General features: G+C 60.1%; 14 protein-coding genes. 7 read left to right on the top strand and 7 right to left on the bottom strand.

Annotated features, from left to right (window positions below; genetic code table 11):
- Positions 1 to 8 precede the first annotated feature (8 nt).
- The 5 genes from nusB to HMPREF9141_RS03060 all read left to right on the top strand — a co-directional run bounded on the left by nusB (position 9) and on the right by HMPREF9141_RS03060 (position 3740).
- Entirely contained in the window at positions 9 to 1166 is a 1158-nt protein-coding gene (gene nusB / locus HMPREF9141_RS03080) for a transcription antitermination factor NusB (protein ID WP_007367002.1), read from the top strand.
- A gap of 175 nt (positions 1167 to 1341) precedes the next feature.
- Complete coding sequence (gene yajC, locus HMPREF9141_RS03075; protein WP_007367001.1) at positions 1342 to 1671, top strand: preprotein translocase subunit YajC; 330 nt, start codon at positions 1342 to 1344, stop codon at positions 1669 to 1671.
- A gap of 33 nt (positions 1672 to 1704) precedes the next feature.
- Positions 1705 to 2715, top strand: a complete 1011-nt coding sequence (locus HMPREF9141_RS03070) for a CdaR family protein (protein WP_007367000.1) — start codon at positions 1705 to 1707, stop codon at positions 2713 to 2715.
- Complete coding sequence (coaE, locus tag HMPREF9141_RS03065) at positions 2712 to 3275, top strand: dephospho-CoA kinase (RefSeq protein WP_007366999.1); 564 nt, start codon at positions 2712 to 2714, stop codon at positions 3273 to 3275. Before HMPREF9141_RS03070 ends, coaE begins: the two co-directional genes overlap by 4 nt.
- A gap of 27 nt (positions 3276 to 3302) precedes the next feature.
- Positions 3303 to 3740, top strand: a complete 438-nt coding sequence (locus HMPREF9141_RS03060) for a DUF5606 family protein (RefSeq protein WP_007366998.1) — start codon at positions 3303 to 3305, stop codon at positions 3738 to 3740.
- Between the two features lie 238 nt (positions 3741 to 3978).
- Here HMPREF9141_RS03060 and HMPREF9141_RS03055 read toward each other — a convergent pair whose 3' ends face one another.
- From HMPREF9141_RS03055 to HMPREF9141_RS03045, 3 genes are all read right to left on the bottom strand, one after another.
- Positions 3979 to 4386: an Hsp20/alpha crystallin family protein gene (locus HMPREF9141_RS03055; RefSeq protein WP_007366997.1), complete on the bottom strand. Its 408-nt coding sequence runs from the start codon at positions 4384 to 4386 to the stop codon at positions 3979 to 3981.
- A gap of 154 nt (positions 4387 to 4540) precedes the next feature.
- Complete coding sequence (locus HMPREF9141_RS03050) at positions 4541 to 4879, bottom strand: DUF488 domain-containing protein (RefSeq protein WP_007366996.1); 339 nt, start codon at positions 4877 to 4879, stop codon at positions 4541 to 4543.
- 95 nt (positions 4880 to 4974) lie between these two features.
- On the bottom strand, positions 4975 to 5499 hold the full coding sequence (locus HMPREF9141_RS03045; RefSeq protein WP_007366995.1) for a hemerythrin domain-containing protein: 525 nt from the start codon (positions 5497 to 5499) through the stop codon (positions 4975 to 4977).
- Positions 5500 to 5625: 126 nt separating this feature from the next.
- Between HMPREF9141_RS03045 and HMPREF9141_RS03040 the strand changes: the two genes are divergently transcribed.
- Positions 5626 to 6297, top strand: a complete 672-nt coding sequence (locus tag HMPREF9141_RS03040) for a Crp/Fnr family transcriptional regulator (RefSeq protein WP_007366994.1) — start codon at positions 5626 to 5628, stop codon at positions 6295 to 6297.
- A gap of 459 nt (positions 6298 to 6756) precedes the next feature.
- On the opposite strand, the gene menB is transcribed toward HMPREF9141_RS03040, so the two are convergent.
- From menB to HMPREF9141_RS03015, 4 genes are all read right to left on the bottom strand, one after another.
- Positions 6757 to 7584, bottom strand: coding sequence for a 1,4-dihydroxy-2-naphthoyl-CoA synthase (gene menB / locus HMPREF9141_RS03030; protein ID WP_007366992.1), 828 nt, complete (start codon positions 7582 to 7584; stop codon positions 6757 to 6759).
- A gap of 64 nt (positions 7585 to 7648) precedes the next feature.
- Positions 7649 to 9310 carry a 2-succinyl-5-enolpyruvyl-6-hydroxy-3-cyclohexene-1-carboxylic-acid synthase gene (gene menD, locus HMPREF9141_RS03025; protein WP_007366991.1) on the bottom strand — a complete coding sequence of 554 codons (1662 nt, stop codon included), beginning with the start codon at positions 9308 to 9310 and terminating at the stop codon, positions 7649 to 7651.
- Positions 9311 to 9397: 87 nt separating this feature from the next.
- Positions 9398 to 10441 (bottom strand): chorismate-binding protein, encoded by a 1044-nt coding sequence (locus HMPREF9141_RS03020; RefSeq protein WP_007366990.1) that lies wholly within the window; start codon positions 10439 to 10441, stop codon positions 9398 to 9400.
- Complete coding sequence (locus HMPREF9141_RS03015; protein ID WP_007366989.1) at positions 10442 to 10858, bottom strand: PaaI family thioesterase; 417 nt, start codon at positions 10856 to 10858, stop codon at positions 10442 to 10444.
- Between the two features lie 480 nt (positions 10859 to 11338).
- Between HMPREF9141_RS03015 and HMPREF9141_RS13270 the strand changes: the two genes are divergently transcribed.
- On the top strand, positions 11339 to 12325 hold a 987-nt coding region (locus tag HMPREF9141_RS13270; protein WP_007366987.1), incomplete at its 3' end, for an ATP-binding protein.

The following is a 12325-nucleotide window of genomic DNA, read 5'->3' as shown; positions in this document are numbered from 1 at the left end:
AACAGACAATGATCAATAGGGAATTAATAAGAATCAAGATTGTCCAGTTAACCTACGCATACTATCAGAACGGCAACAGGAATATGGACAACGCTGAGAAGGAACTGCTTTTCAGTCTGGCGAAGGCGTACGACCTCTATAATTACCTCCTGGCTTTGATTGTATCTGTCACGCAGGAGGAGCGGCACCGTGTGGAAATCGCCGCCGCCCGTGCCGCCCGCGAGGGGACGGAGGCTCCCTCGCGCCGTTTCGCAGACAACAGGTTCGCCGTCCAGCTGGAGGCGAACAAGCAGCTCAACCTCTTCGTGGAAAACCAGAAACGCCGCTGGGAAGACGACATGGAGGCGGTGCGCAAGCTCTGCGACCAGATAGAGCAGAGCACCATCTACCAGGAATACATGCAGGACGAGGAGAACTCGTACGAGGCCGACCGGGAGGTGTGGCGCAGGATCTACCGCACGCTCATACAGGAGAATGCCGACCTGGATGCCGTGCTGGAGGAGAAGAGCCTCTACTGGAACGACGACAAGGAGGTGGTGGACACCTTCGTCATCAAGACCATCAAACGCTTCGACCCCGCCAACGGGGAGGACCAGGAGCTGCTGCCGGAGTACCGGGACGAGGAGGACCGTGACTTTGCCGTCAAGCTCTTCCGGGCTACGATCCTCAATGCCGACGACTACCAGCATTACATGAGCGAGTCGAGCCGCAACTGGGATTTCTCCCGTCTGGCCTACATGGATGTCGTCATCATGCAGATCGCCATCGCCGAGATGCTCACATTCCCTAACATCCCGGTGTCGGTGACCATCAACGAATACGTCGACCTCGCCAAGCTGTACAGCACGCCGCGCAGCGGCGGGTACATCAACGGCATGCTCGATACCATCGCGCGCCATCTTGTCCAGACCGGCAAGATGCTGAAACCCATGCCGGAGCCCCGTCAGCGCCGTCCGCACAATGTCAGGCCGGACGACAGAGCACCCCGCCGTGAGGGACGCCGCCCCACCATCGCCCAGACTTCCGCCCAGCGCGCCGCCCGGCGCGCCCAGGCTGAAAACGCTCAGGCTGGGAATGTGCAGGCCGAGAATGTGCAGGCCGAGAATGCCCAGGCCGAGAGCATACAGGCCGCCGGCGAACAGCCGGCGGGCGAAGGGCAGGCATAGGTTGCCATGGGCAGTCGCAGGCCGGCTGCCGGCGCGGATGAGCGATGACAGGCGATGATAAACGGTCATCCCTGTGGCAATCCCCATCAACGCCTGTCCCCGCCTATCATCGCCTATGATCGCCTATCATCGCCTGTCCCCCCCCGAAAAAAGAAAACATAACAACAGAAATAGAATGAATACAGCGCTTATCCTCGCAGCCCAGGCTGCCAGTCAAGGCAGTCCCATGCCTATGATTATCATGATGGTTGCCATTTTCGCCATCATGTGGTTTTTCATGATCCGCCCGCAGCAGAAGAAGCAGAAGGCGATCCGCGCCTTCCAGAACGCACTCTCCGCCGGCGACAGCGTCGTGACCGGCGGCGGCATCTACGGCACCGTAAAGCACATCGACCTGACGACCGGCAAGGTTGACGTGGAAATCGCCCGCGGGGTCGTCATAACGGTCGACAAGAGTTACGTCTTCGGAAGTGTGCAGGCTTCGCAGCAGAACCAGGGTAAATAAGCCTTATCGGCAGGGAAAGGAGCAGGGCTTTTGATGAAAATTAGCAGACCGCATTTTACGTTCGGTATCTTCAGAAACTTCCTGTCGAGGATCTTCAACAAGGAGTTTCTGATTTTTTTGTTCTTCCTGGTGCTGAGCGGCGGGTTCTGGCTGGTGATGACGCTGAACGAGACGTATGAGCGAGAATTCAGCATCCCGCTCCGTATGGCCGACGTGCCCCGTAATGTGGTCATTACCAGCAGCCCGGACTCTGTTGTCCGCTTTACCGTCCGTGACAAAGGGTATCTGATTGCCGCTTATGGGCTTGAAGATGCTTTCCGGCCTGTCTTCGCTGATTACCGGCTCTATACTGACGGGCGAGGAAGAGGGGAAATTTCCCCGGCCGACTTACAGCGGCAGATTTATCTCCAGCTGTCTAAAAGTTCGAAGATCACTTCGGTCAAGAACGGCAAGTTCTCTTTCTCTTTCAATTTCGGGCGGCACAAGAAAGTGCCTGTCCGGCTGTTGGGGACCGTCACGCCGGGAAACAACTATTATCTTGCCCACGTCGAGTTTGTTCCCGACAGTGTGCAGGTATATGCCGCGCGTGGTGTGCTGGACAGTATCCAGACGGTTTATACGGAGCGGCAGCACGTCAGCAATTTCACTGACGTCAAGGAACTGACGGTGAACCTCCGCAGGTTCGCCGATGCCAAGTGCATTCCTGCCAGGGTGAAGATGAGGCTCTATCCCGATGTGCTCACGGAAGAGAGCGTAGAAGTGCCTATTGAGGCGATCAATATGCCGGCGGACAAGGTCCTGCGGACCTTTCCCGGAAAGGTCCGCGTGAATTTCGTCGTCGGCGCCTACCGGCTGCGTACAATGCCGAAGAATGCCGAGACAAGGGAACTGCTGCCGGCGGGCTTCCGGGTCGTCGTCAACTATAAGGAGGTCGAGGAACATCCTGCCGACAAGTGCCATGTCTATGTCCTTGTTTCCCCCAACGGTGTGCGCAATGTACGTCCGGCGCTCACTACGGTTGATTATCTCATAGAACAGCGATGATTGTTGCATTGACAGGAGGAATAGGCAGCGGGAAATCCTATGTCTGCCGGCTGCTGGCCGAACGCGGCATTAGGGTCTACGACTGCGATGCCCATGCCAAGGAACTGATGCGCACGTCTCTTCCGCTCCGGCGGCAGCTGAAAGAGCTTGTCGGCGACGGCGTGTTCCGCGGCGGCATTCTGCAGAAAGCGGTCCTCGCCGAGTTCCTCCTCCGCAGCGACCGCCATGTGCAGGCCGTCAACGCCGTGATACATCCGGCCGTGGCCTGCGACTTCGAGCAGTCCGGACTGTCATGGCTTGAGAGTGCCATCCTCTTCGACAGCGGTTTCGACCGCCGTACGCATATAGACAAGGTGGTATGCGTGACGGCTCCTGCCGAGACACGCATCCGGAGGGTCATGGAGCGCGACGGCATCATCCGCGAGAAGACACTCGGGTGGATGGCACGGCAGCTTCCGCAGGAGGAGGTGCTGAGGCGCAGCGATTACGAGATCGTCAACGACGGCGTGTGTCCGCTTGCCCCGCAGGTGGACCGGCTGCTGTCTTTCATTTCAGAATAAGTAAACCACAAACAAGATCATATCAAAATGTTACAGACAATTCTTTCCATTGCAGGGCGTCCAGGTCTTTACAAGCTGGTAAGCCGCGGCAAAATGAATCTTATCGTTGAGGCGCTTGATGAAACCCACAAGCGCCAGCCTGCCTTCGCCACCGACCGTGTGACGAGCCTGGCAGATATTGCCATGTTCACCGATAGCGAGGACATTCCTCTGGGCGATGTGCTGGCAAAGGTACGTGACAAGGAAGAGGGCAAGGTCGCTTCGCTCAACTGGCGCAAGGCTTCTGCCAAGGAGCTGCAGGACTATTTTGCCGAGGTGCTGCCCGGTTTCGACCGCGACCGCGTGCATTCCAGTGACATCAAGAAACTCCTCCAGTGGTACGAGATCCTCGTCAAGGCAGGCATCACCGACTTTGAGGAAGAGATGAAACCCACCGAGGGCGACAACGTAGAGGACAGGGCATGACCCTGCCTCCCGCCCCGGAGAGACGACGGAGAGGATGCACCCGGCAGACCGGTTATCGGCCCTGCCGGGTGCATCCTCTTTTTCTTTTCCTCCTGTCCGGCCGGGCGGTACCGGCACAGAAAACCCCCGGACGCATTGCGTCCGGGGGCTGTTAACACCTTAATTCCATAACCGGTGCCGTGACATCGGCGTGCCTCCGTCCTGCAAGACAGGCACACCTGTCACGGCGGGCCGCGGCTTAGCCGACGGTGATCTGACGTGCGACTTTCTGTTCCTGGACCTTGATCTTAGGCAGGACAACGGTCAGCACACCATTTGCGACACGGGCCTCAATGCCGTCCTTCTGGACATCATCCGGCAGGATCAGGGTCTGCTCGTACTTGCTGTAAGCAAATTCCCGGCGCAGGTAGTGGCCTTTCTCCTCCTTCTCTTCCGACTTCTTTTCCATCTTGATGGTCAGGTCGCCGTCGCTGTTGATGTTCACATTGAAGTCCTCCTTGCTCAGGCCCGGTGCTGCAAGCTCTACGGTGTAATCCTTGTCAGACTCCTGTACGTTGATGGCCGGTGCCGTCGCATTTGCCTTGGGCATGTTGGCTGTGTTCAAAAAGTCATTGAAAACTTCTGGTAACCATGAATTTCTGTACATATCTTAATCTCCTATACTTTAGTTGTTTACTGATGTTCTGTACCGACTCTCATGCAAGGAGCGTACCAGCCGGCCGTCACTGACAATCTGTCTGTCCGTGCTGACATTCTGTCTTCTTCATGCCGTCCCATGGCTGCGGAGGAGTGTCCGGAGGCTAATCGCCCAGCAGTTCCTTCAGCACGGCCGCATTGTTGTGCGCCTCGTCGTGTGCGGCGAAGAGCAGGGTGGCATCGGGATGCTCCCTGAGCACGGCCCGCAGCTCGTCCAGCGCACCGCTTTCCGCCAGTTCCGCACGGTATCTGCGGTCGAACTCGGCGAACCGTTCCGGGTCGTGTCCGAACCACTTGCGCAGTTCATTACTCGGTGCGACCGACTTCAGCCAGAGGTCGATCTTGGCCTTTTCCTTACTGATGCCCCTCGGCCACAGGCGGTCGACGAGGATGCGGTAGCCGTCGGCGGCTTCGGCCGGGGCGTATGCACGTTTGATTTTCATTGTGGGATGTTTTATGATGAATGATGGATGATGCGTTTCGGGCGCTCCGTGCCGGGCGGCTCCGGGGCGTGTGCCGTCGCCGTGGTCCTGCCGGTCTATTCCAGTGCCAGCGCCCGCGGGAAGATGACCATGTTCTCCACGTAGACGTGTTCGAGCAGATAGTCACGGAAGCGGCGGAGGTCGGCGAGCACCCTGACGTATTCCGGTCCGGCGCCCTCGGGTGCGGTGTAGTCGTTGGTCAGGACGGCGATGCGCTCGTGCCGTTCTATTTCGTCGCTGTGGTCCGCCATCATCGCATTGACGGGGTACTGGATGGTCCCGCAGTGGAAGGGGGCGTGCTCCCGTCCCAGCTCCGCGGCGCGGTACAGTTCGAGGATGAACGGGAAGAGCACGTTCTCCTCCTTCTGGCAGTGTACGTCAAGGTCGGCCATGCTGTTGCGGAAGTGGTCCGCCGCACGCTCCAGCTCGGGGTGTCCGGCAGCGAGCGTGGTCAGTCTGCCGAGCAGCTCCTCGCCGTATTTGCGTGTGTTGCGGTGATGGAACTTGAGTACGTAGTCTACAAGCAGGTCAAGATCCCAGGTATCGAAGGGGATCGCAGGTTTAAATTCTTTCTGTGACATTATCAATGTTTTTACAGGGCAAAAGTATAAACAAGATTTGTGATACAGGGTAACAATTGTGTCCCTGTAAAGTTAAAGCTCGTTAAAGCATTGGTGTTCATGAGAAAACCACTAACTTTGCATTCCATGAATGACAATGTGATGAAAGCCCTCCGCGCCTGTCCGCTTTTTGCGGGGATGCGTGAGATGGAGATAGAGCTTACGCTCGACAACGTCCCCCACCAGTGCGTTTCCCTTCCTCCCCATGAGGTGTATGCCCTGGCCGGCATGCCCTGCCGCCATGTCGATATCGTGGTGAGCGGCAAGCTGATCTGCCGCATGGCCGCCCTGTCGGGGAAGCAGGTAGAGGTGAGCCGGCTGCGCAGCGGCAACCTGGTGGCCCCCGCCTTCTTCTTCTCGAAGGACCGCTGCCTGCCGGTGAGCGTGGAGACGGAGGGGGCGGTGGAGCTGTTCCGTATGAAGCCCGAGACGCTGAAAGCCCTGATGGACACGGACGAGACCCTCCGCATGAACTTCATCCGGATCCTCTCGAACATCGACGTGTTCCTGACGAAGAAGATGAAGATCCTCAGCCTCTTCACCGTCCGTGAGAAGGTGGCGTACCTCCTCCTCGAACGGGCCGGGGAGCAGGGCAGCGACGAGATCCACCTCGAACGCTCCCGCCAGGAGATCGCCGACTCGTTCGGCATACAGAAGTTCTCGCTTCTCCGCGTCCTGTCCGGTCTGGAGAAGGAGGGCACGATCGAGATCCACGGGAAGAACATCCGGATCCTGAACCGCCGCCGCCTGTCGTTGTAGGGCGGTGCCGCATCCCCGGCACGAGCCGCTGCCCCGGCTGTCTGCCCGGCCGCCGGAACGGCGGTCAGGTCGGAAACGGAAAAATCCCGGCGGGCCGGTACTCCTGTTCCCGACCGGTCGGGAACAGGAGTACCGGGCGGCCGGGAACAGAAATCCCGACGGCCGGGAACAGGATTCCCAGGCGTCGGGATGCGAAAGGGGGCTGCCGCCCTCGTGCCGGCTCTTCCGCCGCCGGTCTTCCGGACAGGTCCTGACGGGGCCGTTCCGGAAATCCCGCATTGTCCTGTCCATGCTATGAACGACCGTCCGTCCTTTTGCAGGGCTGCCTCCCTGCGGTCTTTTTCCGCTTTTCCACGTGCAGGACCCGTCCGCCTCCTTCCAGGAAGAAGGAAGGCCTCTGCGCACCTGGCAGGCAGGTCTCCGTCAGGCGGTCCTGCGGGTTCTGCCGGTGTCGGCCGTTTATGGGAACTGCGGGTATTTGCCGAAGTCAGGCTTGCGTTTCTCGAGGAAGGCCCTGCCGCCCTCCTGTGCCTCGTCGAGCGTGTAATAGAGCATGGTGGCGTCTCCGGCGAGTTCCTGGATGCCCGCCTGTCCGTCCAGTTCGGCGTTGAATCCCGCCTTCATCATGCGGAGAGCCAGCGGCGAACGCTCCATCATCGTCTCCGCCCATTCTACACATTCGTCCTCGAGACGGTCGAAGGGAACGACCTTGTTGACGAGTCCCATGCGTTCTGCCTCGACGGCGGAGTACTGGCGGCACAGGAACCAGATTTCGCGTGCCTTCTTCTGTCCCACGATGCGGGCAAGGTAAGAGGCGCCGAAGCCGGCATCGAATGAGCCTACCTTGGGGCCTGTCTGTCCGAAGACGGCGTTGTCTGAAGCGACGGTGAGGTCGCACACCACGTGCAGCACGTGTCCGCCGCCGATGGCATAGCCGTTCACCATGGCGATGACAGGCTTCGGCAGCCGGCGGATCTGCATCTGCAGGTCGAGTACGTTGAGGCGCGGTATCCCGTCGCCGCCGACGTATCCGCCCCGCCCCTTCACGTGCATGTCGCCGCCGGAGCAGAACGCCTTGTCGCCCGCCCCGGTGAGGATGACGACCCGTATGTCGAGCGCCTCCCGGCAGTAATTGAACGCCTGCGACATCTCCCACACGGTGCGGGGCGTGAAGGCGTTGCGGTAACGGGGCCGGTTGATGGTCACTTTTGCGATGTGATGATACTCTTCAAAGAGGATTTCCTCAAAGTCGAAGCCTGCTATGGGCTTCCAGTCTCTTTTCTCCATAGGAATTTTATTTTTTTTAGGCGATGATAGGCGGGGATTGGCGGGGATAGGCGATGATGGGCGGTTAAAAGGACTGATAATAATCCTTCAGGACCCGGGCATCGGCTTCGGGGCGGGTGAAGACTTCCAGCAGGACGGGTCCCTCCTCCGCATGGAAGAAGCTGTCGAGTGCCCGGGACAGCTCCTGTCCGTTGCGGGCGGAGAGATAGACGAGGCCGTACGCCTGGCAGATGCCCTCGGCGGAAGCCGTGTGCCCGGCTGCGATGGCGCTGTCCCGGTAAGGCGATCGCTCCAGTCCCGGCAGCTGGCGGAAGATGCCGCCGCCGCCGTTGTTGAGCAGCAGGATGGAGAGGTTGGGCGGCAGCTGCTCGTTCCACAGTGCATTCTGGTCGTAGAAGAAGCTCAGGTCGCCGATGACGCAGTAGACATCCTCCTCGTCCTGCCGGGCAAGGGCATAGCCGACAGCCGTCGACAGTGTTCCCTCGATGCCGTTCACCCCCCGGTTGACATAGAGGTACTGGTTGGAGAAGATGTTGCCCAGGCGCACGGCCGAGCTGTTGGCATAGAACAGTTCGCCGTCGATGTCCTCCGCCTGCATCTTCTCGTGGAAGGCCTTGACGGCAGCCAGCTGGGAGTAGTCCGGACGGAAATTCCGCCGGACGGCCGCGGCCCTGTCGAACGCCCTTTCCCACCGGTCGGTGAAGGCTTTCCTTTCCACCCCCTTGGCCTCGCGGGCCAGAAGGGCGAGCACTTCCTCCGGTGCTCCCTGCAGGATGTCGGTCGCGTGCATGAAGGTGTCGCAGCAGTCGCCGCGTTCGTTCACCGTGACCGACATCCTGCATGCGCACTTGCGCAGGAAGTGGCGGAGCCGCTTGCTCACCACCGTGCCCCCTATGTAGATAAGGTGGTCGGGGCGGTAGGACGTGTCGTCGCCGATGCTCTCCAGCACCTCGTCGATGGGCTGTGCCGGGCGGAGGTCGTCGTCTGCCAGCTTCTCCTGCAGGACGACCGCGACCCTCCTCAGTGCCTCGATGTCCTCCAGCGATTCGCCCACGACTTCGGGTATCATCTGTCCGAGCACGATCATCGGCTTCTCCCCGCAGAAGAAGTCGGCCGCCATGTCCGAGACCCGTGCGGCATCGGCCACGGAACGGTGCAGGAGGATGCGCCGCTCGTCGGGGAGCTGCAGGGTCCCGTAGCCGGACAGCGGTTCGCTGACGGGGACATTGATGTGTACCGGTCCGCCGCCCTCCAGCATGCAGGCGTCCAGCGCCTCGTTGACAAGCCGGTTGCAGTACCACCGCTCTTCGTCGTCGTGCGGTTCGGGCAGCGTGACGCTCTTGCGGACATGGGGTGCCAGCGCCCCCTGCTGGTGGATGGTCTGTCCGTCCTGCTGGTCGATCCACTGTGCCGGTCTGTCGGCCGAGAGGATGATCAGCGGCCGGTTCTGGTAGCAGGCTTCGGCGACGGCCGGTGCCGTATTGAGCAATGCCGATCCGGACGTGACGCAGACGGCGACCGGCTCGTTCTCGGCCAGCGTCATGCCCAGTGCCACGAATGCCGCCGACCGCTCGTCGGTCACGGGGTAGCACGCAATGCCGGGGCAGGCACAGAGATTGTGGACGATGGGCGAGTTGCGGGATCCGGGACAGACTACGGCCTTCGTGATGCCTCCCTTCAGGAGCAGGGAGGTGAGGATGTTTACGTTTTCTTTGGAGCTGTACATAGGCGGGGATAGGAGATGATAGGCGGGGATAGGAGATGATGACAGGCGGGGATAGTCGGGGATGACAGGCGGGGATGGGCGATGAGGCTAATCGGAACGGAGCAGCTGACGCATGGTGTCGAGCTTGGCTTCCGTCTCCTGCCATTCGTTCTCTTCAATGCTCTCTTTCAGCAGGCCGCCGCCGGCATACAGGCGGCAGACGGTGCGGGAGAGCTGCATGCAGCGGAGGGTGACATAGAGCATGGCACGGCCGTCGCCGATCCGGCCGCTGAAGCCGCTGTAATAACTGCGTGACAGATGCTCGCTGCGGAGGATGAACCGGCAGGCCGCCTCCTTGGGCATGCCGCAGACGGCTGGTGTGGGGTGGAACGCCGAGAGGAAACTTCCCAGCCGGAGGGTGTCCCTGAAACGGAAATGGAAGTCGGTGCGGAGATGCGCCAGATGCGCTGCACGGGCCGTATAAGGACCGTTTTCGGCGATTCCGTCGGCGAACGGCTGCAGACCGGCACGGATATAGTCGGCTACGAGCCGCTGCTCCTCCCGGTCCTTGGCGGACCAGGCCCTGTCTGCCCCCTCGTACCGCATGGTGCCTGCCAGTGCCATTGTCTGGTAACCCTCCGCACCGCCCCGGAGCAGGATCTCCGGACTTGCGATGAGCCACATACCGGTCTGCGCCGTATAGAAGAGGGCGATATACGACCGTGGATAGCGCTCGCACGCCTTGAGGAAGACGGTGCGGGGGGTCAGCGTTCCGGCTTTGTGCTCCACGGCCGACCTCGCCAGCACGAGCTTGCGGTATGTTCCGGCTTCCAGCTCGCTGTGGAAGCGGATGAAGTCGGCATGATAATGCGCCCGGGTACAGTCGGCCGGCTCTGCCGTGAGGTCGTCCGGCTGCCAGTCGGGGATGGCCTCGAAGCCGTTGCTGTTGTCCAGCGGCAGATGACGGAGGGCTCCCCCCTGTCCGTCCAGGAGACAGGCGGGGCAGTCCGTGCTGCAGCTGAAAGGTGCGATGACGAATCCCTCCCGTCCGTCGAGTTCCGACAGCTGACGGATCACCGCCGGCGGTTCCGGCTGCGTATAGCAGTGGCAGACCTTCTCGAACGGTTCACGATAGACAAAGAACGGTTCCATTTACTTCTCCTGCGGGGTTATGACGTAGTTGGTGACCTGGACGCTGGAGATGAGTTCGCCCGCACTGTTCTTGATGTCGATGCTCCACACGTGCAGCGTATGCCCTTTATGGATGAGTCGGCCGTAGGCCGTCACGGTGCCGCCGTAGGGCATGGCCTTCACGTGGTTGCCGTGGACGTTGATGCCCAGCGCCATCTTCCCCGGGCACAGCGCCATGGAGCCGACACCGGCGAGGTTCTCGGCAAGTGCCAGCGAGGCGCCGCCGGAGAGGAAGCCGAAAGGCTGTTTGTTGCGGTCGTCGACGGCCATCCGTGCCTTCAGCGTATCGTCTTCGGGCGTGGAAATGAACTCCATGCCGAGCGTGCGGCTCAGTCCGTCTTCCTGGTGGATACTGTTCCAGAGATTGTCTATGTTCATAATCTGATCAGCTTAATACTATGCAAAGGTAGTAAAAGTCGGATAGATAACAAAATCCACGGGCGTTTCTCTGGACAGGGTGCGGCCGTGCGGAGTCCGCATCCGCCGGTGCGGGAGACCGGGTGCGCCTGTCCGCCGGGGCTTTCTGTTCCTGCGGGTCTGCGGGTTTCCGGACAGTCCCGAACGTCGGTGTCCGTTGCCGGGGACTGTGCAGGAGGGTGTCTGTATCAGATGCGGGCAGAGAGACGGGAGGCGGTGAAAGGGGCTTCCGGAATCCGCCTGATTTGACTGAATTTGCAGAAAGGCTGCGCTTTATGAAGCCGGTGGAACAAAGAAGAAGCTTTTTCCATTTCGGGGAATTTTACATAAAGACATCGCTTTATGAAGCCGGTGGAACAAAGAAAATGTTTTTCCTTTCGGGGATAGATACAAAAATTATGCTTATCTTTGTAGCACCCATCCAACAAGGAGGAACGAACAATGAAATATCCTATCGGAATACAGAACTTTGAAAGTCTGCGGAAAGACGGCTACACGTATGTGGACAAGACGGCCATGATCTATCAGCTGGCCTCCCAGGGAAGATACTACTTCCTCAGCCGTCCCCGCCGTTTCGGCAAGAGCCTGCTCCTCTCCACCCTCGAGGCCTACTTCGCGGGGAAGCGCGGGCTGTTCAGGGGACTGGCGGTGGAGAAGCTGGAAAAGGACTGGACGGCCTTCCCCATCCTGCACCTCGACCTGAACACGGCAAGGTACAGCAGCAGGGAGAGTCTTGACGAGATTCTCAACGACACGCTGACGACATGGGAGAAGGCTTATGGGAGAGAGCCGGCGGAGACGACACTCGCCCTGCGCTTCAAAGGCATTGTGCGGCGGGCGGTGGAGCAGAGCGGCCGGAGAGTGGTCATCCTCGTGGACGAATACGACAAACCCCTGCTGCAGACGCTCGACAACAAGGCCCTGCAGGCCGAATACCGTTCCACCCTCAAGGCGTTCTACTCCGTCCTCAAGTCGCAGGACCAGTACATCCGCTTCGCCCTGCTCACCGGCGTGACGAAGTTCGGGAAGGTCAGCGTTTTCTCCGACCTCAACAACCTCTTCGACCTCTCGATGGACGAACGCTACCAGTCGCTCTGCGGCATCACGGAGGAGGAGATACACGCTTATTTCGGGGAGTCCGTCCGTGAGCTCGCCGGCCGGCTGGGCCTGACAGTGGAGGAGACGCTCGCCCGGCTCAGGGAGCAGTACGACGGCTACCACTTCGTGGAGAACGGCGTCGGTATCTACAACCCCTTCAGCCTGCTCAACACCTTCCAGCGGCTGCGCTTCGGCAGCTACTGGTTCGAGACCGGCACGCCCACCTACCTCGTGGAACTGCTCCAGCGCGACGACTACGTCCTGCCCAACCTCACCGAGGAGGTGGCGACGGCCGACGTGCTGAACAGCATCGACTCCTTCTCCAGCAAC

The organism is Prevotella multiformis DSM 16608 (assembly GCF_000191065.1).
Lineage (GTDB): Bacteria > Bacteroidota > Bacteroidia > Bacteroidales > Bacteroidaceae > Prevotella > Prevotella multiformis.
The sequence above is the reverse complement of the archived record's forward strand: the minus strand, read 5'-3'. Positions and strand labels throughout refer to the sequence as shown.

Bases quoted from the DNA above. Each gene is read 5' to 3' on its own strand.
- HMPREF9141_RS03050 (WP_007366996.1), bottom strand. From the start codon at position 4,879: ATGAAAATCAAACGTGCATACGCCCCGGCCGAAGCCGCCGACGGCTAC.
- HMPREF9141_RS03020 (WP_007366990.1), bottom strand. From the start codon at position 10,441: ATGGAACCGTTCTTTGTCTATCGTGAACCGTTCGAGAAGGTCTGCCAC.
- HMPREF9141_RS03045 (WP_007366995.1), bottom strand. From the start codon at position 5,499: ATGTCACAGAAAGAATTTAAACCTGCGATCCCCTTCGATACCTGGGAT.
- nusB (WP_007367002.1), top strand. From the start codon at position 9: ATGATCAATAGGGAATTAATAAGAATCAAGATTGTCCAGTTAACCTAC.
- yajC (WP_007367001.1), top strand. From the start codon at position 1,342: ATGAATACAGCGCTTATCCTCGCAGCCCAGGCTGCCAGTCAAGGCAGT.
- menB (WP_007366992.1), bottom strand. From the start codon at position 7,584: ATGGAGAAAAGAGACTGGAAGCCCATAGCAGGCTTCGACTTTGAGGAA.
- HMPREF9141_RS03015 (WP_007366989.1), bottom strand. From the start codon at position 10,858: ATGAACATAGACAATCTCTGGAACAGTATCCACCAGGAAGACGGACTG.
- HMPREF9141_RS03060 (WP_007366998.1), top strand. From the start codon at position 3,303: ATGTTACAGACAATTCTTTCCATTGCAGGGCGTCCAGGTCTTTACAAG.
- menD (WP_007366991.1), bottom strand. From the start codon at position 9,310: ATGTACAGCTCCAAAGAAAACGTAAACATCCTCACCTCCCTGCTCCTG.
- HMPREF9141_RS03055 (WP_007366997.1), bottom strand. From the start codon at position 4,386: ATGTACAGAAATTCATGGTTACCAGAAGTTTTCAATGACTTTTTGAAC.
- coaE (WP_007366999.1), top strand. From the start codon at position 2,712: ATGATTGTTGCATTGACAGGAGGAATAGGCAGCGGGAAATCCTATGTC.
- HMPREF9141_RS03070 (WP_007367000.1), top strand. From the start codon at position 1,705: ATGAAAATTAGCAGACCGCATTTTACGTTCGGTATCTTCAGAAACTTC.
- HMPREF9141_RS03040 (WP_007366994.1), top strand. From the start codon at position 5,626: ATGAATGACAATGTGATGAAAGCCCTCCGCGCCTGTCCGCTTTTTGCG.